Origin of the sequence: Burkholderia sp. Ac-20345 (assembly GCF_017104825.1) — a bacterium.
Lineage (GTDB): Bacteria > Pseudomonadota > Gammaproteobacteria > Burkholderiales > Burkholderiaceae > Burkholderia > Burkholderia lata_B.
Map to the genome: position 1 here is coordinate 1 of NZ_JAAGPO010000546.1, position 512 is coordinate 512.

General features: G+C 68.6%; 1 pseudogene. It reads right to left on the bottom strand.

Annotated elements, in window-relative coordinates:
* Positions 1–193: 193 nt before the first annotated feature.
* Positions 194–512 (bottom strand): annotated as a pseudogene (locus G3O06_RS48570) (iron dicitrate transport regulator FecR); the annotation flags it as partial.

A 512-nucleotide genomic window follows, 5' to 3' on the forward strand; every position in this document is an offset into this window, starting at 1 on the left:
TAGGTGCGGCAGGTGCTGCCGGGCGCGCGGCGCGCGGCAGATGTCGGGCAGGCGCCGGACGGCGCCGATACGTGAAACGGATGGAAACCATGATCGGGAGGTCGGTGGACGATGGGCCAGTGCTGCTTTCATTACCCATGTCACGCGAACATCGAGAAACAGCTCAGGTCGGCAGAAATTTTTTTAAGAACGCTCACGAACGAGCCGGCACGACCGTCGCCCAGTAGCGCGTCAGGTAGTGAACGTCGATCGGCAGCGTCGCCTTCAGCGTGTCGAGCACGCGCGCGGGATCGTCGAGCGGATAGGTGCCCGACACGCGCAGGTCGGCCACGGCCGCGTCGCAGCGCAGGCTGCCGCGGCGATAGCGGTCGAGCTCGGCGACGAGGTCGGCCAGCCGCATGCGCGACGCGACGAGCATGCCGCCCGTCCACGCGGACGCATACGCATCGAGCGGTGCCGGCGCGCCGATCGCGTCGCGCGTGAAATCCGCGCCCTCGCCGGCCGCGACCACA